Source organism: Novosphingobium humi, from assembly GCF_028607105.1.
In the GTDB taxonomy this organism is placed as follows: domain Bacteria; phylum Pseudomonadota; class Alphaproteobacteria; order Sphingomonadales; family Sphingomonadaceae; genus Novosphingobium; species Novosphingobium humi.
In genome coordinates this window covers 2266115-2288471 of the sequence record NZ_CP117417.1, presented here as the reverse complement: position 1 = coordinate 2288471, position 22357 = coordinate 2266115, and the positions used below count along the sequence as shown (strand labels likewise).

General features: G+C 64.3%; 21 protein-coding genes. 7 read left to right on the top strand and 14 right to left on the bottom strand.

Going from position 1 to position 22357, the window contains the following annotated elements; all coding sequences use genetic code 11:
* Positions 1–38: 38 nt before the first annotated feature.
* A complete protein-coding gene (locus PQ457_RS10765) occupies positions 39–2336 on the bottom strand; it encodes an ATP-dependent helicase (protein WP_273616869.1) in 2298 nt (765 codons plus the stop codon).
* Between the two features lie 106 nt (positions 2337–2442).
* On the opposite strand from PQ457_RS10765, the gene PQ457_RS10760 reads away from it, so the two are divergent.
* Positions 2443–3720, top strand: coding sequence for an MFS transporter (locus tag PQ457_RS10760; protein ID WP_273616868.1), 1278 nt, complete (start codon positions 2443–2445; stop codon positions 3718–3720).
* A gap of 212 nt (positions 3721–3932) precedes the next feature.
* Here the strand turns inward: PQ457_RS10760 and rsmD are convergent, their stop codons facing one another.
* Both rsmD and PQ457_RS10750 read right to left on the bottom strand, forming a co-directional pair.
* A complete protein-coding gene (gene rsmD / locus PQ457_RS10755) occupies positions 3933–4493 on the bottom strand; it encodes a 16S rRNA (guanine(966)-N(2))-methyltransferase RsmD (protein WP_273616867.1) in 561 nt (186 codons plus the stop codon).
* On the bottom strand, positions 4490–5545 hold the full coding sequence (locus PQ457_RS10750) for a pseudouridine synthase (protein WP_273616866.1): 1056 nt from the start codon (positions 5543–5545) through the stop codon (positions 4490–4492). The genes rsmD and PQ457_RS10750 overlap by 4 nt, the downstream gene beginning before the upstream one ends.
* A 128-nt stretch (positions 5546–5673) precedes the next feature.
* Here PQ457_RS10750 and PQ457_RS10745 point away from each other — a divergent pair, with 128 nt between their 5' ends.
* Positions 5674–7380, top strand: a complete 1707-nt coding sequence (locus PQ457_RS10745) for an AmpG family muropeptide MFS transporter (protein WP_273616865.1) — start codon at positions 5674–5676, stop codon at positions 7378–7380.
* Between the two features lie 241 nt (positions 7381–7621).
* On the opposite strand, the gene PQ457_RS10740 is transcribed toward PQ457_RS10745, so the two are convergent.
* The 5 genes from PQ457_RS10740 to trpB are packed head-to-tail and all read right to left on the bottom strand — an operon-like array spanning position 7622 to position 12357.
* Complete coding sequence (locus tag PQ457_RS10740; RefSeq protein WP_273616864.1) at positions 7622–8938, bottom strand: bifunctional folylpolyglutamate synthase/dihydrofolate synthase; 1317 nt, start codon at positions 8936–8938, stop codon at positions 7622–7624.
* 23 nt (positions 8939–8961) lie between these two features.
* Entirely contained in the window at positions 8962–9816 is an 855-nt protein-coding gene (gene accD / locus PQ457_RS10735) for an acetyl-CoA carboxylase, carboxyltransferase subunit beta (RefSeq protein ID WP_273616863.1), read from the bottom strand.
* Positions 9813–10610: a tryptophan synthase subunit alpha gene (gene trpA, locus PQ457_RS10730; protein ID WP_273616862.1), complete on the bottom strand. Its 798-nt coding sequence runs from the start codon at positions 10608–10610 to the stop codon at positions 9813–9815. Before trpA ends, accD begins: the two co-directional genes overlap by 4 nt.
* Positions 10607–11095 carry a hypothetical protein gene (locus PQ457_RS10725; protein ID WP_273616861.1) on the bottom strand — a complete coding sequence of 163 codons (489 nt, stop codon included), beginning with the start codon at positions 11093–11095 and terminating at the stop codon, positions 10607–10609. The genes trpA and PQ457_RS10725 overlap by 4 nt, the downstream gene beginning before the upstream one ends.
* Positions 11092–12357 carry a tryptophan synthase subunit beta gene (gene trpB / locus PQ457_RS10720; protein ID WP_273616860.1) on the bottom strand — a complete coding sequence of 422 codons (1266 nt, stop codon included), beginning with the start codon at positions 12355–12357 and terminating at the stop codon, positions 11092–11094. The genes PQ457_RS10725 and trpB overlap by 4 nt, the downstream gene beginning before the upstream one ends.
* 301 nt (positions 12358–12658) lie before the next feature.
* Here trpB and PQ457_RS10715 point away from each other — a divergent pair, with 301 nt between their 5' ends.
* Positions 12659–13132: an outer membrane protein gene (locus PQ457_RS10715; RefSeq protein WP_273616859.1), complete on the top strand. Its 474-nt coding sequence runs from the start codon at positions 12659–12661 to the stop codon at positions 13130–13132.
* A gap of 204 nt (positions 13133–13336) precedes the next feature.
* Positions 13337–13804: a hypothetical protein gene (locus PQ457_RS10710; protein ID WP_273616858.1), complete on the top strand. Its 468-nt coding sequence runs from the start codon at positions 13337–13339 to the stop codon at positions 13802–13804.
* 18 nt (positions 13805–13822) lie between these two features.
* Here the strand turns inward: PQ457_RS10710 and PQ457_RS10705 are convergent, their stop codons facing one another.
* The 6 genes from PQ457_RS10705 to radC all read right to left on the bottom strand — a co-directional run bounded on the left by PQ457_RS10705 (position 13823) and on the right by radC (position 18219).
* Complete coding sequence (locus PQ457_RS10705; protein WP_273616857.1) at positions 13823–14467, bottom strand: phosphoribosylanthranilate isomerase; 645 nt, start codon at positions 14465–14467, stop codon at positions 13823–13825.
* Positions 14468–14471: 4 nt separating this feature from the next.
* A complete protein-coding gene (locus PQ457_RS10700; RefSeq protein ID WP_273616856.1) occupies positions 14472–14981 on the bottom strand; it encodes a GNAT family N-acetyltransferase in 510 nt (169 codons plus the stop codon).
* A 5-nt stretch (positions 14982–14986) separates the two neighbouring features.
* Positions 14987–15664, bottom strand: a complete 678-nt coding sequence (pyrF, locus tag PQ457_RS10695; protein WP_273616855.1) for an orotidine-5'-phosphate decarboxylase — start codon at positions 15662–15664, stop codon at positions 14987–14989.
* A gap of 10 nt (positions 15665–15674) precedes the next feature.
* The gene (locus PQ457_RS10690) at positions 15675–15995 is read right to left on the bottom strand and encodes a LapA family protein (protein ID WP_273616854.1); all 321 of its coding nucleotides are present in this window, start codon (positions 15993–15995) and stop codon (positions 15675–15677) included.
* Between the two features lie 127 nt (positions 15996–16122).
* Positions 16123–17436, bottom strand: a complete 1314-nt coding sequence (purB, locus tag PQ457_RS10685) for an adenylosuccinate lyase (protein ID WP_273616853.1) — start codon at positions 17434–17436, stop codon at positions 16123–16125.
* Between the two features lie 69 nt (positions 17437–17505).
* Positions 17506–18219: a RadC family protein gene (radC, locus tag PQ457_RS10680; protein ID WP_273619304.1), complete on the bottom strand. Its 714-nt coding sequence runs from the start codon at positions 18217–18219 to the stop codon at positions 17506–17508.
* A gap of 180 nt (positions 18220–18399) precedes the next feature.
* Here radC and PQ457_RS10675 point away from each other — a divergent pair, with 180 nt between their 5' ends.
* Genes PQ457_RS10675 through PQ457_RS10665 form a run of 3 tightly spaced genes read left to right on the top strand, consistent with a single transcriptional unit; the run spans position 18400 to position 22294 of the window.
* Positions 18400–21579: an intermembrane phospholipid transport protein YdbH family protein gene (locus PQ457_RS10675; RefSeq protein ID WP_273619303.1), complete on the top strand. Its 3180-nt coding sequence runs from the start codon at positions 18400–18402 to the stop codon at positions 21577–21579.
* Positions 21576–21899 carry a YnbE family lipoprotein gene (locus PQ457_RS10670; protein ID WP_273616852.1) on the top strand — a complete coding sequence of 108 codons (324 nt, stop codon included), beginning with the start codon at positions 21576–21578 and terminating at the stop codon, positions 21897–21899. The genes PQ457_RS10675 and PQ457_RS10670 overlap by 4 nt, the downstream gene beginning before the upstream one ends.
* Complete coding sequence (locus PQ457_RS10665) at positions 21899–22294, top strand: YdbL family probable chaperone protein (RefSeq protein WP_273616851.1); 396 nt, start codon at positions 21899–21901, stop codon at positions 22292–22294. The genes PQ457_RS10670 and PQ457_RS10665 overlap by 1 nt, the downstream gene beginning before the upstream one ends.
* The last annotated feature ends 63 nt before the right edge of the window (positions 22295–22357 follow it).

Here is a 22357-nt window from a genome sequence, read left to right as displayed (position 1 = left end):
GGGCCTCATGGGAATTGCTTATAGTCGCCTTTCGGAGATCATATGCGCTTTACAAAACTGTCCAGTACGCGCTTGAACCCGCCGCTGTCGAATTCGATCTCCAGCTTGTTGCCTTCCTGCGCCTTGACCGTGCCATTGCCGAATTTTTCGTGAAACACTTTGTCGCCGATGCGGATGTCCAGACGCGGCGTGGCGGCGAAACTGGCCGCGCTGCGGGTATTTTCTGCGATCTTGCGCGATGGGGCAAAGGTTGTCTGGCTGGCGCGTTGCCAGCCCGGACCGCGCGTTTCCATCCGCTGGGGCTTGTTTTGCGCCAGATGGGCAAAGGGATCGTCCCGCTCGCTCCATTGCGCGCGCCACAGGCTGGCCCCGCCGGTCATCGTGCTTTCGCTGTGGATATGGGCGGGGGGCAATTCGCCGATGAAACGGCTGGGCAGCGAGCTTGTCCATTGCCCATAGATGCGCCGGTTGGCCGCGTGCAGGATCGTGCAATGGCGCCGCGCCCGCGTGATCGCCACATAGGCGAGGCGGCGCTCCTCTTCCAGACTGGCAAGGCCGCCTTCGTCCAGAGAACGCTGCGAAGGGAACACGCCCTCTTCCCAACCGGGCAGGAACACATGGTCGAATTCCAGCCCCTTGGCCGCATGGATCGTCATGATCGTGACCTTTTCGGCGTCATTGTTCGCCTCATTGTCCATAACCAGCGAGACATGCTCAAGAAAATCGCCCAGCGTCTCGTAATCCTCCATCGCGCGGGCCAGCTCCGACAGGTTTTCCAGACGCCCCGCGCTTTCCGCGCTGCGGTCGGCCTGAAGCATGGCGGTATAGCCCGATTCGTCGAGCATCACGCGCGCCAGTTCGGCAGGCGTTGCCGTCTTGGCCAGATCGCGCCAACGCGCCATATCCCGCATCAGCGCCAGCAGCGTGTTGCGCGCCTTGGCCGGCAATTCGTCCGTATCGGCCATGGCCAGCGCGGCCGCGGCCAGCGGCATCTCATGCGCGCGCGCGAAACGGTGCAGCTTTTCCAGCGTCTTGTCGCCAAGCCCGCGCTTGGGCGTGTTATAGATCCGCTCAAAGGCCAGATCGTCGGCGGGTTGGGTGATGATCCGCAAATAGGCCAAAGCATCGCGGATTTCGGCGCGTTCATAAAAACGGAAGCCGCCGATGATGCGATAGGCAAGGCCGATGCTGATGAACCGGTCCTCGAATTCGCGCGTCTGAAACTGGGCGCGCACCAGAATGGCGATACGGTCGAGGGGCAGCCCCTCGCGCTCCAGTCGCTCGATTTCCTCGCCCACGCGGCGCGCTTCCTCTGGCGCGTCCCATACGCCGATCACGCGCACCTTGTCGCCGCCGGTCGCCTCGGTCCAAAGCTGCTTGCCCAGACGCTCGCTGTTTTCCTTGATCAGCCCGCTGGCCGCGCCGAGGATATGCGGGGTGGAGCGATAATTCTGCTCCAGCCGGATCACTTTCGCGCCGGGAAAATCCTTTTCAAAGCGCAGGATATTGGCGACTTCTGCCCCGCGCCATGAATAGATCGACTGGTCATCGTCACCCACCACGCAGATATTGTGGCGCCGCCCCTCGATCCCTTGCGCCAACAGGCGCAGCCAGAGATACTGCACCGAGTTGGTGTCCTGATATTCGTCCACCATGATATATTTGAAACGGCGCTGATATTCCTCCAGCACATCGCGGTGCCGCCGGAAAATATCGAGCATATGGAGCAGCAGATCGCCAAAATCGCAGGCGTTCACTGCCTTCAGCCGGTCCTGATACAGCCGATAGAAATGCGCGCCGCGTCCATTGGCATAGGCCTCGTTTTCCACCGCATCCAGATCGCCCGGCCCAAAGCCCCGGTTCTTCCAGCGGTCGATGCACCCGGCCAAAGCCTTGGCGGGCCAGCGCTTTTCATCCAGCCCTTCGGCCTGAATCAATTGCTTCAAAAGCCGCAACTGATCGTCGGTGTCGATGATGGTATAATTGCTCTGCAAGCCCGCCAGTTCGGCATGGCGACGCAGCATCTTGGCCGCGATGGCATGGAACGTGCCTAGCCATGGCATCCCTTCCACCGCAGGCCCGATCAGATGGCCCACACGCTCACGCATTTCCCGCGCCGCCTTGTTCGTAAAGGTCACGCACAGGATTTCCGAGGGCCAAGCCAGTCTTTGCGCAATGATCTGCGCCATACGCGCGGTCAATGCCGCCGTCTTGCCCGTGCCTGCGCCCGCCAGCATCAGCACCGGCCCCTCGGTCGTCAGCACCGCCTCGCGCTGGGGCGGGTTCAGATTGGCCAGCCAGGGGGCCTCGTGAGCGGGGTCATGCGGGACAGTCATGCGGAACGCCTAGAGAACATGGGCGCCGGGTGCAAGAGGGGGTTTTGGGCAGAAAACTGCATTTTGGGTTGACCTGAGGCCATTCCGCCATCAACCCGTTGCGCCCATGAGCCAGAACATGCCGCACCCGATCGCGAAGAACGCCCGAATCCTGACCGCCGCCCTTGTCGGCACTTCGGTCGAATTCTACGATTTCTACATCTTCGCCACCGCCACCGCGCTGGTGTTCGGCCCGATGTTCTTTCCCGAGGCGGCGCCGGGGCGGCAATTGCTGCTGGCCTTCATGTCGCTGGGCATCGCCTTTGTCGCGCGACCGGTGGGCGCGATCGCCTTTGGCCATTTCGGCGACAGGATCGGCCGCAAGTCCACGCTGGTGGCCTCGCTGATCCTGATGGGTGGTTCGACGCTGGCGGTGGGTTTCCTGCCTTCCTATGCGCAGGCGGGGGTGCTGGCGCCGATCCTGCTGTGCCTGTGCCGCTTTGGTCAGGGGTTTGGCCTTGGCGGCGAATGGGGCGGGGCGGCGCTGCTGGCGGTGGAAAATGCCCCGCGCGGCTGGGAGGCCCGCTTTGGCTGCGCCCCCCAGCTTGGCGCGCCGGTGGGCTTTCTGGCGGCCAATGGTCTGTTCCTGATCCTTGGCCTTGTCATGCCCGAGGCCGATTTCAAGGCATGGGGTTGGCGCATTCCTTTCCTGCTCTCGGTGGTGCTGGTGGGCGTGGGGCTGTGGGTGCGGTTGAAGATCACCGAGACCGCCGCCTTTGCCGCCGCCCGCGCGCATGAAAAGCCGCCCGAAGTGCCGCTGGGCCTGCTGCTCTCGCAGCATTGGAAGCCGCTGATCGCGGGCAGTGCGGGTGTCGTCTCCTGCTTTTCTCTTTTCTATCTGTGCACAGCCTTCGCGCTGGCCCAAGGCACCGGGCCGCTCCACTATCCGCGCACCGGCTTCATGGTCGCGCAATTGGCGGCCAACCTGATGCTGGCCGCCGGGATCGCCTGCGCGGCCGTCTGGTCCGACCGCTTTGGCTCGGGGCGCATTCTGGCATGGGGCGCCTCGCTGGGCGCGGTGATCGGCGCGGTCTATTGGATGGGCCTCTCTTCGGGCAGCCTTATCATCGTCTTTGTCACCCTCTCGGCCGCGCTCTTCGCCATGGGCATGGCCTATGGCCCGCTTTCGGGCTGGCTATCGGGCCTGTTCCCGGTCGAGGTGCGCTATTCCGGCATCTCCATGGCCTTTAACGCCGGCGGCATCATCGGCGGCGCGCTGACCCCGGTGCTGGCGCAGGCCCTGATCGAAAAGGGGCTGGGCAACTGGATCGGGATTATCCCGGCGGTTGCGGGTGTCGTTACGTTGATCGGGATCGGGTGGACGCGGCGGTTGAAGGTGAAGTGAAGGTTTGCCTCCGGCGGGCAAAGGGCGGGGGCCCTTTGCAATCCCGTTAATAGGGTGGGTTTGAGGTCTTGGGCTATTAAAATGAAAGCCTGCGGCGCAGTTAAATAGCGCCGCAGGCTTTCATTTTTCCAACGCCGCGCCCGACCCAAAACGTCGAACTTTTAGCGCGACATAGACAGTAATGGGAGCGCGAGGGTCTAGACCCTCGCATCTTACCCTTCCTGCTTCTCTTCCATCCTGAACAAGGTAATCTTCGCCTTACCCACCTTCCGCTCGGCATCGACCACAAACCCGCGCACCTGCGGATTTTCGGTCGCGGCGGTTTCCAGCGCAACCCATGTGCCTTCCCCGATCCAGCCGAGGCGGCGCAGCTTGTCGATCGCCACCTGTCCCGCGCCGGTATTATAGGGCGGGTCGAGCAGCACGAGGTCGAGCGGCTGTTTGGTGGCGGTCAGGGCCATCACGCTGCCCGCGCGCACGTCGCAGCGGGCGTGGGCTTTGAGGTTGGCGATGTTGGTGCGGATCGCGCGGATCGCGGGGGCGGCCTGTTCGGCAAACAAGCAATGCGCCGCGCCCCGGCTCAACGCCTCAAGACCCAGCGCGCCCGACCCTGCGAAGAGATCAGCCACGCGCAGTTCCTCAAACCCGCCAAGGCGGCTGTTGAGCATGGAAAACAGCGTCTCGCGGGTGCGGTCGGCGGTGGGGCGGGTGTCGTCACCTTCGGGCGCGGCCAGTTTGCGGCCACGCCATTCGCCGGCAATGATACGGATCATTCGCCGCGCGCCTTGGCAAATTTCAGCCCCTTGCGGAAGCGTTCGACCTGCACCTGCGGGATCTGGATCGCCTGTCCGCGCGGCAAATCGAGCAATTCGAACGGCCCGTATTTGATGCGCATCAGACGGCTGACCTGAAGCCCCAGAGCTTCGAGCACGCGGCGCACTTCGCGGTTCTTGCCCTCGCTCAGCGTCAGTTCGATCCACTGGTTGCGGCCCGTGCGGCGCTCCATATTGGCGTCGATCCGGCCATAGCGGATGCCGTCAACCTCGATGCCTTCCATCAGCTCTTCCAGCCGGTCCTGCGTAATGTCGCCAAAGGTGCGGGCGCGATAGGTGCGCGGGATGCCGCTGCTGGGCAATTCCATCGCGCGCTTCAATTCGCCATCATTGGTCAGCAGCAGCAGACCCTCGGTGTTAAGGTCGAGCCGCCCGATGGGCATCAGGCGCGGCGTCCCTTCGGGCAGGGCGTTGCGCAGCGCGGTGTAGATCGTCGGACGCCCGGCGGGATCGCGCTCGGCGGTGATGAGGCCGCTGGGCTTGTGAAACGCATAGAGGCGCGCCGCTTCGGGGGCCTTGACCGGATTGCCGTCAACCGTGACCCCTTTGAGCGTGGTGAGCAGCGTGGCGGGCGTGGTGACAGTGATCTCGCCAACCTTGACCCGGCCTGCCTCGATCAGGCGCTCGACCTCGCGGCGGCTTGCCACGCCCGCGCGCGCCAGCATTTTGGCGATGCGTTCGCCTTCGCCTTCCAGTTTGTTGATCGGTTCGGGCGCGGGGCGCGGCGGCCGGGGAATGCGCGGCGGATAAAGCTTATTGGCCGATTGGGCATTGCCGCCCGCCCGCGACTTGTCGCCATAGGAGGGCTTGTCGCCATAGGAGGGCTTGCCGCCATAGGAGGGCTTGCCGCTCCGTTCAGCCTGCGGTTTGCCGCTGCGGTCAAATTGCGGTTTCCCGCGGGGGGCGGCGTCGGACGCGCGGCCATTGCGCGAGGCGGGGCCACGCGATGAAGGACCCTTGGAAGGGCCACCGGGATTCTTGGTATAAGCCATGGGGCCGCCTTACTCTTCTTCGGGCCACAGGTCAAAAGCGGTGGACGCGCGGCGATTTGCCCTTTCTTTTTGTTCATCATACCGCCTAATCTTGCCCCTTCATTTCCATTATTCAGGACCAAACCCGCATGGCCATCAGCGCCCAGAACAACACCCCGGCGGATGCGGAAAAACCGCCCCGGCCCAAGGGGCTGGCGCTGCTGCGCGTGGCGCTTTCGACGCGCAAGGCGGGGTGTATGCTAGGCTTCGGCTTTTCCTCAGGGCTCCCTTTTGCGCTGCTGATCGGCACGCTGAATGCCTGGCTGGGCGAGGTGGGGATCAAGCTGGCGACGATTGGCGTGCTGTCATGGATCGGCCTGTCCTATTCGTTCAAATTCCTCTGGGCGCCGCTGGTCGACCGGCTGAAGCTGCCGGGGCTGGAGGCTTTGGGACGGCGGCGCAGCTGGATCATCCTGTGTCAGGCGGTGCTGGCCTGCGCGATTGCCGGGCTGGCCATCACCGACCCCACGCGCGCCATCGGCACTTTCGCCATCATCGCCTTCATCGCCGCCTTTGCCAGCGCCACGCAGGACATCGCGCTCGACGCATGGCGGATCGAGAATGCCGATGAGGACACCAGCCTCGAACTGCTGACCGCGCTCTATCAGTTCGGTTATCGCACCGCCTCCATCGTGGGCGGGGCGCTGGCGCTGATGCTGGCGGCGCGGATGTCATGGCCGCAGGTGTTTGGCGCCATGGCCGGGCTGATGGGGCTGATGGCGCTGGTCACGCTGCGTGCGCCCGATACGCCGCGCACGATCACCGCGCGCCTGCACGCCGATCTGGGGGCGCCGGGCGAGTTGGCGCCGGGGGTGCGGGCGGTCCTGCTGTTCATCGTGCTGGCCAGTTGGGTCTGGGCCATTGCCACGATCGCCCATTTCATGATCGCGATGCTGGCCCCGGTGGCGCCGGGGGGCAAATTGCCCTCGGTGGCCGAATTTACAAAGACGCAGGGGCCGTGGATCGTCGGCGCCACGGTCTTTGTGCCGCTGATCGTGGCCAGCGTGGCGAACCACCTGAAGGCCCGCGCGCTGGGCGTTCTGGGGCAAGAGGATCATGCCCATGGCCCCTCGCGCACCATCGCCAACCACATCTATGCCGCGCTGGTCACGCCTCTGGCTGAACTGGCGGGGCGGCTGCGGGCCGGGGTGCTGGTGGTGCTGGGCTTCATCCTGACCTATGCGTTCTGTTACAATATCTGGTCCAGCTTCGCCTTTCCCTTCTATCTGGACTATCTGCATTACACCAAGGATCAGGTGGCCTTCGCCTCGAAAATCTTCGGCATTATCATGACGATGTTCGGCATCTCGCTGGGCGGATACCTGTTTCTGCGGATCGGGCGCTTCCCCACGGTTCTGCTGGGCGCGATGCTGCCGCCGCTGGGCAATCTGCTTTATGCCGACCTTGCCGATGGCGGGCATGTGATCGACGCCTTTGCCCATGTGCTGATGCTGGACCGGCTGGGCGGGGCGCTGGGGGCCGATGCGCGGATGCTGCGTCTGCTGCTGGCCATCGTCTATGAAAACATCGCCACCGGCCTCGCGGGGACGGCCTTCGTCGCCTATGTCTCCAGCGTGGTGTCCAAGCGCTATACCGCGATCCAATATGCGCTGCTTTCCTCGCTGACGTTCCTCGTCGGCACGCTGGGGCGCGGCGTGGCGGGCGAGGCGTTCGACACCTATGGCTATGGGCCGGTGTTCCGCGCCACCGCGCTGGCGGGCGTGGTCAGCGTGTCCTTTGTGTTGATGGAGTGGGTGAGGGTGAGCCGGGCGGAGGCTCGGGCAGTTAAGGAATAAGGGTTTGCCTCCGGCGGGCAAAGGGCGGGGGCCCTTTGCAATCCCATTAATTGGGTGGTGGGAGGTTGGAGGGTTTGGGCCGAAATAAATAAAGCCTGCGGCGCACTTAGGTGGCGCCGCAGGCTTTACTGTTTCAACATCGCGTATTGGCCACCTTGGTCGAACTCAAAGCGCAACACAGACAGTAACGGGATTGCAAAGGGACCGAGTCCCTTTGCCCGCCGGAGGCACCTTTCCCGTCTTAATCCGGAAACTCCAAATTCCGCCGCAACACATCCCCGGCCAGATACAGCGATCCGGCAATCAAGACATCCCCCTCCGCCGGCAAAGCCCGCAAAGCCTGCTCAACATCCTCAAAGGGCTGGGCGGGCAGGGCGGTGAAGGGCGCGAAATCCTCGGGCCGATGGGCATCATGGCCGGGCGCAGGGACGACGCTGAGCGAGAGCAGTTTGCCCGCCAGCGGGGCGATAATCGCGCTGGGGTCCTTGTTGGCCAACATGCCGGTGATGAGGTGAAATGGCGGCGCATCGGCAAAATGGCGCGCGATGGCAAGGCCCGCATCGGGATTGTGCCCCCCGTCCAGCCAAACCGCGCGTCCTTTGACCAGCCCCGTCAGCGGCCCATCGCCAAGACGCTGCAACCGCGCGGGCCAGCGCGCGACGCGGATGCCCTGCGCCATGGCCTCTGGGCTGACCGCCACTGCGGATTGGTGCCGGATCAGCGCCACGGCCAGTGCCGCATTTTCCGCCTGATGTCGTCCGGCCAGCGTGGGCAGGGGCAGCGAGAGGGGACCTTGCGAATCGCGATATTCGATTCTTTCACCGATCTCGGCAAACCAGTCGCGCCCGCGCCGGATCCACGGCGCCCCGGCCTTGGCGGTCAGGGCCGCGATCTGCTCCTCGGCCACGGCGGGATAGTCCAGCGTCACCATGGGCGCGCCGGGGCGCACGATGCCGCCCTTTTCCCAGGCGATGCGGGCCAAAGGCACCTCTGGCGCGCCTTCCTCGGGGCGCAGCAGAAAGCCTTCATGGTCAATGCCCAGCGTGGCAATGCCGGTGGCGACAGGATTGGGGATGACATTGGTGGCATCCAGCCGCCCGCCCAGCCCGACCTCGATCACGCAGACATCCGCCGGGATGCGCGAAAAGGCGAGGAAGATCGCGGCAGTCGTTACCTCGAAAAAGCTCGGCCCCAGATCCTCGCCCGCATCATTGGCGTCCAGCACTTCGGCCAGAAGATCGGCCAGAAGATCATCCTCAATCAGCCGCCCGGCCAACCTTATCCGCTCATTATAGCGCACCAGATGCGGCTTGGTGGCGCTGTGCACCACCAGTCCCTGTGCTTCGAGCATCATGCGCAGATAGGTGCAGGTGCTGCCCTTGCCATTGGTGCCCGCCACATGGAACACCGGGGGCAGGCGACGCTCGGGATTGCCCAGAAGCGCGAGCAGCCCTTCGATGATTTCCAGTCCCAGCCGCCCCTGCGGCACGGAAAGCTGTTCCAGCCGGGCCAATTGCGCGGCCACGCCGGGGTGGTCCGAGATGGCAAAATCCTTCACCGGATCACCCCGTCAATCGCGTGTCAGGCCGCCTTGGCGGCGGTGAGGTAGGAGAGCACCTGCGCCAGTTTCTCGCGCAGAGCATGGCGGTGGACGACCATGTCGACCATGCCGTGTTCATGCAGGTATTCGGCGCGCTGGAACCCTTCGGGCAGCTTTTCGCGGATCGTGTCCTGAATCACGCGCTGTCCGGCAAAGCCGATCAGACAGCCCGGTTCGGCAATCTGCACATCGCCCAGCATCGCGTAGGAGGCTGTCACGCCGCCCGTCGTCGGATCGGTCAGCACGACGATATAGGGCAGGCCAGCATTGTTGAGCCGGCGCACCGCCACCGTGGTCTTGGGCATCTGCATCAGGGACAGAATGCCCTCCTGCATACGCGCACCGCCTGCGGCTGTGCAGATCACATAGGCGCATTTTTCCTTCAAGGCACGCTGGGCCCCGGCCACGAAAGCCGCGCCCACAGCCATGCCCATCGAGCCGCCCATAAAGCCGAAGTCCTGAACCCCCAGCACGACCTTGTTGCCCTCGATCTTGCCAAGGGCATTGGTCAGCGCATCGGGATGCGGATTGGCGGCGCGGGCGGCCTTCATGCGGTCCGGATACTTCTTCGTATCGCGGAATTTCAGCGGGTCTTCCTTGACCTTGGGCGTGGGCAGCACAGTAAAGCCGGGATCGAGCAGATGCGCGAAACGCGCGTCCGTGCCGATGCGGCCGTGATGATCACAGCGCGGACAGACCGAGAGATTCGCCTCATATTCCTGAGCGAACAGCATCTCGTTGCAGTTCTTGCACTTGATCCACAGGTTGTCGGGCGTATCGTCCTTCTTCGCGGTGAGCGAGGAAAGCGAATTGCGTACTTTGTTAAGCCAGCTCATGCTTGGCCCTTAGCGTTATGCACCGCGTCTGCCAAGGCGGCGGTGTATTCCCGGATCGGGCCTGCGGCATCGGCGCCATGCTGGGCCACCAGATCGACCAGAGCAGAGCCCACCACGACGCCCTCGGCATGGGCGGCAAAGGCGGCGGCCTGCTCGGGCGTGCGCACGCCAAAACCCACTGCGATCGGCAGGTCGGTGCCGGCCTTGATGCGGGCCATGGCCTCCTTGATCGTATCGACGGCGGCCTGCTGCTTGCCGGTCACGCCCGCGACCGAGACGTAATAGAGGAAGCCCGACGAGCCATCGACCACGGCGGGAAGGCGCGCGGTGTCGGTGGTAGGCGTGGCAAGGCGGATGAAGCTGATGCCTTGCGCGCGCAGGGCGGGGCCGATTTCGGGATCTTCCTCGGACGGAATATCGACGCAGATGATACCATCGACGCCCGCCCCGGCGCATTGCGCGGCAAACCATTCGGCCCCGCGCGCCACCATCGGATTGGCATAGCCCATCAGCACCAGCGGCACGTCCGGGTGGCGCGCGCGGAAATCCTTGGCGATGCGGAAAATGTCGGCGGTGCGCGTTCCGGCGGCAAGGCTGCGCAGGTTTGCGGCCTGGATCGCCGCGCCATCGGCCATCGGATCGGTAAAGGGCATGCCCAATTCGATCACATCCGCCCCGCCCGCGACCAGCGCATCAAGGATAGCGGGGGTGGCGTCCGGCGTGGGATCGCCCCCGGTGATGAAGGTGACAAGGGCAGGGCGGCCTTTGGCAAAGGCGGCGGAGAGGCGGGTCATTGAATCACCATGGCGCGAAGTTTGTCCGATACATCTATGACGCCTGCTTCGAGCCAGACTGAATCTCTCAGCATAAATCGCCAACTGTTTGTATGTTCACCGTATTTGGATAGTTTTAAAACCTGATCATAAGGGATCAGTGCAGCTCGTTCGATTCCATAATTCCGATCGAAAAGTAGCCCTGCCAGATAGTCAAATCCCTGATCTTTTAGGTTTCTCAGTGCGCTCAATTGACGCGATGTGTTAGGGGCCGTCAATCGCCTTGATTTGATTTGATAGCGCATCTTCGTGGCTGGGTCTGTGGCATCAAACGACTTAACGGAATTGTCCGCCTGAACCCAACCAAAAGCTTTACAAAACAGATACTCGGCATAATCTCCAGCAGGGTTATTTGAACTGCGGGTTATCTCGCGATGACGCAATTCGTCCGCCACATCGGCATGCAGAGTAAGCAATTCAGCCGCAGACAAACCAGTCAATTTCACAATTTCACGCCCAGCTTTTCAGCCACGGTGAAGATGTCCTTGTCGCCGCGGCCGGAGACATTGACGATGATGATCTGATCCTTGCCCATCGCGGTGGCCACTTCGGGCAGGGCGGCAAGGGCATGGGCCGATTCGAGCGCCGGGATGATGCCCTCCAGCTGACAGCAGAGCTGGAACGCCTCCATCGCCTCATCATCGGTGACGGGCAGATAACGCACGCGGCCAATCTCGTGCAGCCAGCTGTGCTCCGGCCCGATGCCGGGATAGTCCAGACCCGCCGAAATCGAATGGGCCTCGGTGATCTGGCCGTCCTCGTCCTGCAGCAGATAGGTCTTGTTGCCATGCAGGATGCCGGGCTTGCCGCCGGTGAGGCTGGCCGCATGTTCCTTGTCCAGCCCATGACCGCCCGCCTCGACGCCGATCATCTGAACGTCGGTGTCGTCAAGGAAGGGGTGGAACAGGCCGATGGCGTTCGAGCCGCCGCCCACCGCCGCGATCAGCATGTCGGGCAGACGCCCGGTGCGTTCGAGCAATTGCGCGCGCGCCTCGGTGCCGATCACGCTTTGAAAATCGCGGACCAATTCGGGATAGGGATGCGGACCCGCCGCCGTGCCGATGATATAGAACGTGTCATGGACATGGGCGACCCAGTGGCGCAGCGCCTCGTTCATCGCGTCTTTCAGCGTCGCCGCACCGCTGGTGACCGGCACCACTTCGGCGCCCAGCAGCTTCATGCGGAACACATTGGGCTGTTGGCGCGCCACGTCGGTCGCGCCCATGAAGATCGTGCAGGGCAGGCCAAAGCGCGCGCAGACCGTGGCCGTGGCCACGCCATGCTGGCCAGCGCCCGTTTCGGCGATGATCTTGGTCTTGCCCATACGGATGGCCAGCAGGATCTGGCCGATGCAATTGTTGATCTTGTGCGCGCCGGTGTGATTCAATTCCTCGCGCTTGAACCAGATCTGCGCGCCATTTTCCGGCTTGCCCTGCGCCGCTGCTGCTGCGCGGAAATGGTCCGTCATGCGGGGCGCATAATAGAGCGGGCTGGGACGGCCCACAAAATGCTTCATCAGATCGTCGAATTCTTCCTTGAACGCGGGGTCGGCCTTGGCGGCCTTATACTCGCGCTCCAGATCGAGGATCAGCGGCATCAGGGTTTCAGCGACATAGCGCCCGCCGAACTGGCCGAAATGGCCGCGTTCATCCGGTTGCGTGCGCAATGAATTGGGCAGGGGCGAATTGGGGATGGTGGCGGTGTTCATAGCGGGAAGACGCCTGCCACGGCGGCGCCTGCAAGTCCAGTCCCGCCAAAGGGGCAAAAGGGGCAGTCAAGGCGCGATGCCCCATTGGCAATACATTTCGCGACAAATGCGGCGCAGGCTTGCCTCAATGCCGGATTTCTGCGGCAATCGCCCCTCATGGCATAGTTTTATGAACGAAATCTGACATTTGCCTGACTTTTCCATTCACCGGGCCGTCAGGCGGCAGGGTCCAGACGGGATGCAGGCGCCGATCAACGATGAAATTCTTTGGCGCCCAGGGATAACAAACGGAGTAACGATTATGCGTCTGGTTCTTTTCTCGCTCGCCGCGTCGCTGGCTGTTGCCGCGCCTGCCATGGCCCAGGGCGAAACCAATGGCATGGGGGCCCGTTTTGACGTTCACACCGGCGCCGCATGGAACGATGGTCGCGCCATTCAGGGGACCGTGGGTGCCACGCTGGGTTACGACATCGCCACCGGCGGCAAGTCCTTCGTCGGCCTCGAAGAATCGGTCGACAAGGTGCTGACCAGCCAGGACAAGGCCCGTTTCAGCACCACCGCCCGCCTTGGCATCAAGGCCACCCCCAATGACAAGGTCTATGGCCTTGCCGGTTACACCTATGGCACCGGCCCGAACGGCGCGCATATCGGCGCGGGCGTCGAGCACAGCCTTGGCCAGCAGTATTTCACCAAGGTGGAATATCGCCACACCTTCAATGAAGACAATGCCCGCGACAGCAACGCGGCGCTGGTCGGTGTCGGTATGCGCTTCTGATCCAGCCCTGACGGGTTGCGTGTAAAGAGCGGGCGGTCTGCATCGGCAGGCCGCCCGTTTTCGCATGCGCGGTGGGCTCTCCGGCCCACCGGTCTGGCTGATTTATTGAACGTCATGCGGTGTTTAGGACGTAGAAATCTGGACAATGGCGCGGACTTGCGGAAAGCGCGGGGGCGGAATTTCAGGGAAGCAGGAACCAATCCAATGCGTCATTTGATCTATGCAACCACGGCTGCCATGGCCGCCTTTCTGATGTCGGGCACGGCGCAGGCCGGCGAAATCCGCATCGAGGGTCACGCCGGGGTCAGCGGTCAGGGCAATGGCTCGACCAAGGCGACGGTCGGCGCGGCGCTTGGCTATGATGCGGCGGTGGGTGCGTTGGGCAATGGCGTGTTTGCGGGCGTCGAGGAATCGGTTGATCGTTCGGCCGGAGGCAGCGGCACGCGCTGGGGCACTTCGGGGCGCCTGGGGATCAAGGTGCTCTCGCTGGGCGCGCTTTATGGCGTGGCCGGTTATCATTACGGGTCTGGGCCGAATGCCGCCTCGGTCGGGGCGGGCTATCAACAGGGCCTTGGTCCGGTCTATGGCAAGGTCGAATATCGCCACTACATGAACGAGGGCGGATGGCGCCCCGCTGATGCGGTCACGCTGGGTTTTGGCGTCAAATTCTGAGGTATAGGGGCGGCGGGATTACCCTGCTGCCCGCACCGCCTCGCAAAAGGCGGCGATTTTTTCGGCATCCTTCAAGCCCGGCGCGCTTTCGACGCCTGAGGACACATCGACAAAATCGGCCCCCGTGGCATGGATCGCCTCGCCCACATTGCGCGGATCAAGCCCGCCCGCCAAAATCCACGGGATCGTATGGCGATAGCCCGCCATCAGCGACCAGTCGATCCGCAAGCCCGTTCCGCCCGGAAGGTCGGCCCCCTCGGGCGGCTTGGCGTCGAACAGGACGCGCGTGACACCCTGATAGGCGCGCGCCGCGTCCAGATCGGCCGTCTTGCGCACGCCGATCGCCTTCCAAACGGGCAGGCCTTGCGCGGCCATCACCTGTGCCACGCGGGCGGGGCTTTCCTTGCCATGAAGCTGAATCACGTCGAGGCGGACGCTCTGGCGCAATTGGTTCAGGAAATCGGCATCGGGATCGACAAACAGGCCGACGATCTTCGCCCGCCCCGCCGCATGATGCGCCAGCGCGGCGGCCTGTTCGATGCCGACATTGCGCGGGCTCTTGGCGAAAAACACCAGCCCGATATGGTCCGCCCCCGCGCCGATGGCCGCGTCCAGACTGGCGCGGTCGGAAATGCCGCAGATCTTGATACCGATGCGCGCCATGGACCTATCCCAGCGCCTTGGTCAGCACCACCATCGAGAGGTGGTCGAATTGGGGCAGGGGAAAGGGGCGGATCTCGCCGGTTTGGGCATAGCCGCGCCGCTCGTAATAGGAGACCAGCTCGGTGCGGGGTGCCACAACGGTCATTTCCATAATGGTCGCGCCGAAATCGCGCCGCGCGCAATCCTCGGCCGCCGCGATCAGGCTGCGGCCCAAGCCGCCCGCCTGCAGCGCCGGATCGACGCAGAGCATGCCCATATAGGCGATCCCGCCCGAACGCCGCGTGACGGTGACTGTGCCGATCAGGGGGCCGATCAGCGCCCCATCGCGATGCATCAGCAGCACGCGGCTGTCGGGATCGGCCACCACCTGCGCCAATTCGGCCTGCGAGGTGCGCTGCCCTTCCAGCAGGTCGGCCTCATGCGTCCAGCCTCCGCGCGCCGAATCGCCGCGATAGGCGCTTTCGACCAGCGCATGCAGCGCGGGCAAATCATCATGCGTTGCCAGGCGGATCATGGGATTTACAGCGTGCCTTCGATGGCGCGGGCGGCGGCCACCGGATCTTCGGCCCGCGTGATCGGGCGGCCGATGACCAGCACGCTGGCCCCGGCATCGCGCGCGGCGCGCGGCGTGACCGAACGCTTCTGGTCGCCCAGAGCGCCGTCGGCCGGGCGCAGGCCGGGCACGACAAAGAAACCGTCCTTCCACTGGCGGCGGATATCGCCCACCTCATGGCCCGAACAGACGATGCCGTCCACGCCCGCGCCATGGGCCAGTTCGGCCAGACGCAGCGCCTGATCGCTGGCGCGGTTGGCATAGCCGATGGCGCTCATGTCATCATCGTCCAGGCTGGTCAGCACGGTCACGGCCACCACCTTGGTATGCTCGCCCGCCGCGGCCTTGGCATCCTCCAGCATCGCCCGCCCGCCCGAGGCGTGAACCGTGACGATGGCCGGTTGCAGCACATGGATAGCCTGCATCGCGCCCGCCACCGTATTGGGAATGTCGTGCAGCTTGAGATCAAGAAAGATCGGCAGGCCCACCTTGGCCAGTTCATGCACGCCGTGATGGCCATGGGCGCAGAAGAATTCCAGCCCCAGCTTGATCCCGCCCACATGGTCCTTGATCCGCCGGGCCAGCGCTTCGGCGGCATCCAGACGGGGCAGGTCGAGGGCGACATAGATCGGATTATGGTTCATCTCTTGCGTCTCAATTCTTCTCGGCAGCGGCATCGAGCTGGGTTGCGGTGGCGATCGGCGGGGTGGGGGTGGCGGCGCGCAGCGTGTTTTCAAGGCCCGCGATGCGGCGGTTCAGCCGCCAGATCTTTGCCTTGGCCAAAAGCCACACCGGCACCATGCCCGCCACACAGGCGGCCAGCGCGATCAGCCCTACGGGCCAATCGACATGCAGATAGCCGTTTTCCAGCGGCCACAAATTGATCGAGGTCTTTTGCCAGTTGATCGCCACAAAGGACGAGATCAGCACAGCCGTCAGGATCCAGAGCGCGGTGCGTAAGATCTGCAAGGTCATCCCCTCCTGCGCGGTAATTAGGCCGGATTATCGTACCCAAAGGCCTATGCTAGGCCGGAATGTCGCGGATGGAAAGGGGCGCCTGTGACAGCGCCCCTTGTCCTTGCCGCATCCGGGCCTTGCCGGATCAGGCGCCGAACACGCGATCAAAGATCGTGTCGACGGCCTTGAAGTGATAGTCGAGGTTGAACTTGTCCTCGAGCTGAGCCGGGGTCAGCGCTGCGGTCACTTCGGGATCGGCTTTCAGCAGTTCGAGCAGCGAGAGCTTGCCGTCCGATTCCCAGACCTTCATCGCGTTGCGTTGGACCAGGCGATACGAAGCATCGCGCTCCAGCCCCGCCTGAGTCAGGGCCAGCAGCACGCGCTGCGAATGGACCAGACCGCCCATGCGGTCGAGGTTCTTCTGCATGCGTTCGGGATAGATCACCAGCTTGTCGACCACCGAGGTCAGGCGAGCGAGGGCAAAGTCGAGCGTGATGGTCGCATCCGGGCCGATGTAGCGTTCGACCGAGGAGTGCGAAATATCACGCTCATGCCAGAGCGCCACGTTTTCCAGCGCGGGCGTAACCGCCGAACGCACCACGCGGGCCAGACCCGTCAGGTTTTCGGTCAGCACCGGGTTGCGCTTGTGCGGCATCGCGCTCGAACCCTTCTGGCCGGGCGAGAAATATTCTTCCGCCTCCAGAACTTCGGTGCGCTGAAGATGGCGGATTTCGACGGCCAGACGTTCGATGGAGCTGGCGATGACGCCAAGCGTTGCAAAGAACATCGCGTGGCGGTCGCGCGGGATGACCTGCGTGGAGACCGGCTCGACCGACAGGCCCATCTGTTCGGCCACATAGACCTCGACGCTGGGGTCGATGTTGGCGAAGGTGCCCACCGCGCCCGAAATCGCGCAGGTGGCGATGTCTTCACGCGCGGCGACAAGGCGCGCACGGTTGCGGGTGAATTCGGCATAGGCCTCGGCCAGCTTCTTGCCAAAGGTGGTCGGTTCGGCGTGGATGCCGTGGCTGCGGCCGATGGTGGGCGTGTACTTGTGTTCAAACGCGCGGCGCTTGATCGCGGCCAGCAGCGCGTCAATGTCCTCGATCAGGATGTCGGCGGCGCGGGCCAGTTGGACCGCCAGCGTGGTGTCCAGCACATCGGAGGAGGTCATGCCCTGATGCATGAAGCGCGCTTCCGGGCCGACCTGTTCGGCCACCCAGTCAAGGAAAGCGATCACGTCATGCTTGAGGATGGCTTCCTTGGCGTCGATGGCGGCCACGTCGATCGACGGATTGGTCGCCCACCAGTCCCACAGCGCCTTGGGGCCGCTTGCGGGCACCACGCCCAGTTCGCCCAGCTTTTGCGTGGCATGGGCTTCGATCTCGAACCAGATCTTGTAACGGGCTTCGGGTTCCCAGATCGCGGTCATCGCGGGGCGGGCGTAACGGGGTACCATATGTGTCTCCGGCGCAGATTCTCTTGGGGCCGCCGCTAGGGCCTCATGCGCGCAAAGGCAAGTTTTGCGTTATAGCAGCCCCCGCTGGCGCAGCGATACATGCCCTTCGCGCCCGATCACGACATGATCATGCACCGCAATGCCCAGATGATGACCTGCCTCGGCAATCTTCTTTGTGATGTGAATGTCATCCCGGCTGGGTTCGGGCGAGCCGGAGGGGTGATTGTGGACCAGAATCATCGAGGCCGCCCCCAGATCCAACGCCTTGCGGATCACCTCGCGCGGGTGGATCGCCGCCTCGTCCAAACTGCCGTCGCCCAGATGCTCGTCGCGGATCAGGCGGAACTTGGTGTCCAGATAGAGCGCGCGCACCCGCTCGACGTTCAGATGCGCCATGTCGATGGTGAGATACGAGATCAGCGTCTGCCAGGTGCTCAAAACGGGCTGCTCGCTTACCTGATGGCGGGCAAGGCGGCGCGTGGCCAGCGCGACGATGCGGATCGCGGCCGCGCTGGTTTCGCCCATGCCCGGATGCGCGGCCAGCGCCGCCGAATCGGCATTGAACACCCCCGCCAGCGAGCCGAACCGCGCCAGCAGGCTGCGCGCCAGCGGTTTGGTGTCGCGCCGGGGAATCGCGGTCATCAGCAGATATTCGATGATCTCATGATCGGCCAGCGCCCCTTCGCCGCCTTCGAGCAATCTTTTGCGCAAACGCGCGCGATGGCCGGAGGGGTCATGCGCGATCTGCTGCAGCTTTTCGCCTGAGGGCGGGGCGGGATTCAGGTCCTGTGCAGAAAACAAAGTGCCATGATAGGTCTCACGCAGGCGGCTGTCGGCCCGGTGAGGGGGGAAGGTATCATCATCACTGTTCACATCCGTCCCCCGGTCCCTGGCGGTGCCTGTCGCGGCAATGGCGTATTAGCATTGCCTTTCCCGGCCCCCTCGCGCAAGAGTCTGTAGGTGATGGATGATTTGCCCACCGATGCCGAAGTGACGCCCCCGCCGCGCGGGCGCGGCCTTTTTCAGGCGCCGCGCGGCCGCGGGCGGCAACTGGCCTTGGCCGGGGCGGGGCTGGTGGCGCTTGCGCTGGGGCTGGGCTGGGCCGAAAGGCTTTCGATTGCCGATGCGGTGCTGCGGCGCGAACTGGTGCGGCTGGGGCTGGCGGCGCGCTTCAATGTGGCCGAACTCGATACGCGTCATGCGGTGCTGACCGATGTGGTAGTGGGCGATTCGGCCCATCCCGATGCCGTGATTCCCCGCATCGAGGTCTGGGCCGGTATGGTGGGCTTCACGCCCGGTATTTCGCGGGTGGATCTGACCTCGCCGCGCCTTTTCGCCGCGATCAGGGATGGGCGGGTCAGCTTTGGCGCCATCGACAGATTGATGAAAGGCGGCAAGCCCTCGGGCCTGCCCGCGATGGATTTGCGGATCAAGGATGGGGTCATGGCTCTGGCCACGCCTGCGGGCGGGGTCGGGGTGGTGCTGTCGGGCAGGGGCAATCTGGCGGGCGGTTTTGGCGGCGCGCTGGCGGTGTCGGCGCCTCATCTGCGGGGCGGCGGCTGTTTGGGCGGCGGGCGTTTTGCCGGACGCGCCGGCGTGAAGGCCGGAGCGCCGATGATCGAGGGCACGGCGAATCTGATGCCCGCCTCCTGCGGCGCGATCCGGCTGGGCGCATCGCAGATCGGGGTGAAGGGCAGGCTGGGCGAATTGCTCGATGGCGGTCAGGTCGATCTGGCGCTGCGCGGCGGGGTGCTGGATATGCCGGGCGCGCGGATCGGCGCGATCACGGGCCCATTGCGGCTGGCGCTGCGCGATTCGGCGGTCAACGCCATCGGACGGATCGCCGCGCATGATCTGGCCGCGACCGGGCTGGCGGCCAGGGAAGTGGGGATTGAGGGGCGCCTGCGCGCGCCTTTGACCATGGCGCGGATCGATGGCGACGGCACGATTTCGGGCCATGGCGTGGTGCCTGACAAGGCAAGCTATGCCGCGCTGGACAAGGCGCGGCGCGGCGCGGCCGGCACTCTGGCCGAACCGCTGATCGCGCGGATCGAGGCGAGCCTGCGCAAGGAGACCCCGCGCAGCCGGCTGGAGGGCCGTTTCAACCTCCATGCGGGCGAAGGGCGGTTCAGCTTTGTTGCGCCCCTGCTGCGACTGGTCGGGGATTCGGGCATGCCGCTGGTGGATGGCGACCGGCTGACGCTGGTCAAGAATGATGGAGCCAAACCTTCCTTCACCGGCTCCCTGCGGACGGCGGCACCCGGTCTGCCGCGCGTTCTGGCGGAAATTCCCAAGAATGGCGGGCCGATCCGGCTGAGCATGGCCGAATATCGCGCTGAAAATGGCGCGGCTCTGGCGCTGCCCCGGATGGAGATAGTGGCCAAGGGCGGCGAAATCCGCTGGCGGGGCGAGGCGGTGGCCTCTGGCGCGCTGGCGCCGGGGGTGAAGGTGGCAGGCCTGCATCTGCCGCTCGACGGTACGGGCGGGGCGCAGGGCGCGCGTCTTTGGTCCTCGTGCACGCCGATCACCTTTGCCGGGCTGGAAGCCAAGGGGCTCAGCCTGAGCGCGGGCAAGCTGGCGGCCTGTCCGATCACGGGGCCTTTGCTGACGCTGGACCGGGGCGGGTGGCGCGCGGGCGTTCGGCTGGCGGGGCTGGATCTGAACGGGCGGATGGGCGATTCGCCGTTGAGGCTGAACGGCGGGGCGATGGAATTGCGCGCCGGGGCCGGGCGTGATGCCGCGCTCAATGCGCAGAATGTTTCGGTCCAACTGGGCAAGCCGGGTGAGGGAACGGCGCTGAAGCTGGCCTCGGTGACGGCGCAGATGGGCACGGGCGCTGCGGGCGATTTCAAGGGGCTGGAGGGATCGCTGGCCGCAGTGCCGATGCTGATCCGGAATGGCGCGGGGCAATGGCGCTATGCGGATGGCGCGCTGGCGCTGGCCGATGTTGCGCTGGAAGTGAGCGATGTGGAAACGCCCGCCCGCTTTGCCCCGCTCTCCGCACATGGCGCGGGCCTGACCATGAAGGATGGGGTGATTCGCGCCGATGCGGTGCTGCGCGAGCCCAAGAGCGATCGGCAGATCGTGCAGGTGGCCATTACGCATGATCTGGCGGGGGCCAAGGGCTTTGCCGATCTGACGGTGGATGGGCTGACTTTCGATGCCAAGCTGCAACCGGACGGGCTGACGGCGCTGGCGCTGGGCACGATTGCCAATGCGGCGGGGCGATTCGACGGCACGGGCCGGATCGACTGGGCCGACGGCAAGGTGACAAGCCATGGCAGGATCACCACACAGAGCTTTGATTTTGCGGGCCTTGCCGGACCTGTGAAGGGTGTGGCCGGGACGGTGGAATTCACCGACCTGCTAGGCCTTGTCACCGCGCCCCACCAGAGCCTGCGCATCGGTTCGATCAATCCGGGCATCGAGGCCACCGATGGCAAGATGCGCTTTACCATGCATCCGGGCTATCTGCTGGAAATCGAGGATGCGCGCTGGCCTTTCCTTGACGGCGAGATGGAGATGCTGCCGACCACGCTGCAATTGGGCGGGGCGGCGGTGCGCCGATTCGAATTGAAGCTCTCGGCCGTGAACGCGGCCAAGCTGATCACGCATATGGAAGTGTCCAATCTGGCCGCGACGGGGCTGTTTGATGGGCGTATCCCGCTGATTTTCGATCAGAATGGCGGGCGCGTTTCGGGCGGTGAACTGATCTCGCGGCCCGGCGGCGGCTCTGTCTCCTATGTGGGGCAATTGAGCTATCGCGATCTTTCGGCCATGGCCAATTTTGCCTTCCGCACGCTGCGCGATGTGCGTTTCAAGGAAATGCGAATCGGCCTCGACGGCGATCTGGCCGGTGAGGTGGTGACGCGCGTATCGATGAAGGGCCTGAGCCAGGGCAAGGGCGCGTCGAAGAATTTCCTGACCCGTCAGGTGGCGAAATTGCCTTTGCAATTCAATGTGAACATCCGCGCGCCCTTCTATCAGCTGATTGGCTCGCTGCGTTCGCTTTACGATTCGAACTATATCGGCGACCCGCGCGACAAGGGTCTGACCCTGCCGTCCATGCGCATCATGCCAACGCAAAACCCTTTGCCGAAAACCGCAACCATTCAGCCTTCAGTCAGCGAGCATCGTCCATGAAGCGTAATACATTGACCCGCCGCCCCGCCGTGGCAAAAGATTCCCGTATGGACCAGCGGGAAACATTTCACGGCAGGGTGAAGGGGCCGGACGGACGTCTGTGGCCAGCCTTGCAAAAGGTCTGGCGCAAACGACCCGTCCGGCTGGGGGTTTCGGTTCTATCGCTGGGCATGGTCACCGCGCTATCGGGGTGTATTACCGTGAGCGCGCCGGACAAGCCGATCGTGATCGAGCTGAACATCAACATCAAACAGGAAGTCATCTATCGTCTGGCCGCCGATGCGGGCAAAACGATTGACAGCAATAAGGATATCTTCTGATGTCACGCGTAATTGCTTCTGTATCGCCCTTTTTGGCGGCGGCGCTGCTGGTTCCGGTGATGGCGGGCGGCGCCCTGGCGCAGGCGCGCGATCCGGCCTATGCGGCCGCGCGCGCCGCCGGACAGGTGGGCGAAATGCCCACCGGCTATCTGGGGATCGTCGGCGCCTCGACGCCCGAGCTCAAGCGGATCGTCGATGACATCAACATCAAGCGCAAGGCGGTTTACGCCGAACGCGCCCAGGCCCAGCACGCCACCGTCGAGGAATATGCCTTCACCACCGGCTGTAAGCTGGTGATGCAGACCCAGCCGGGCGAAAAGTATCAGACCCCCGACGGCAGCTGGCAGGTAAGGGGTGGGGGCGCCCCGGTGCGCGACAGCCGCTGTCCGGCATAAACCGGCTTAACCGCTGTCAGGATCGACCGCGCGGGGGATGGCTTCCGCGCGGTTTTTATTTGC